Consider the following 273-nt stretch of genomic DNA (forward strand, 5'->3'; position numbering starts at 1 on the left):
CGGCGGCGCGGCTGTTTTTTTGCCGTCCGAATCAGCCGTCAATTCACCTGCGGATCTGTTTTCTTTCCGCAGCATTTTAATTTCGCGCTTCAGTTTCATCACTTGAAATATACCGGCTGAAAACACGATCAGCGCTCCCATTAACACAGAGCCTAAAATGACTAAAATCAGCGGCCATTCAGCGGTTACGAACAGATAATCAACCTCAACCGCCCGCACGTTAATGACAGCAAAGATGGCGACAATCAGAGTAAATAGTAAAGCGAATATAAT

1 protein-coding gene is annotated in these 273 nt (G+C 45.8%); it reads right to left on the reverse strand.

Going from position 1 to position 273, the window contains the following annotated elements:
* Positions 1–273: LapA family protein (locus SB658_RS23965; RefSeq protein ID WP_410602832.1), on the reverse strand; the 273-nt coding region annotated here is incomplete at both ends.

Source organism: Bacillus sp. SIMBA_008 (assembly GCF_046535495.1).
In the GTDB taxonomy this organism is placed as follows: domain Bacteria; phylum Bacillota; class Bacilli; order Bacillales; family Bacillaceae; genus Bacillus; species Bacillus subtilis.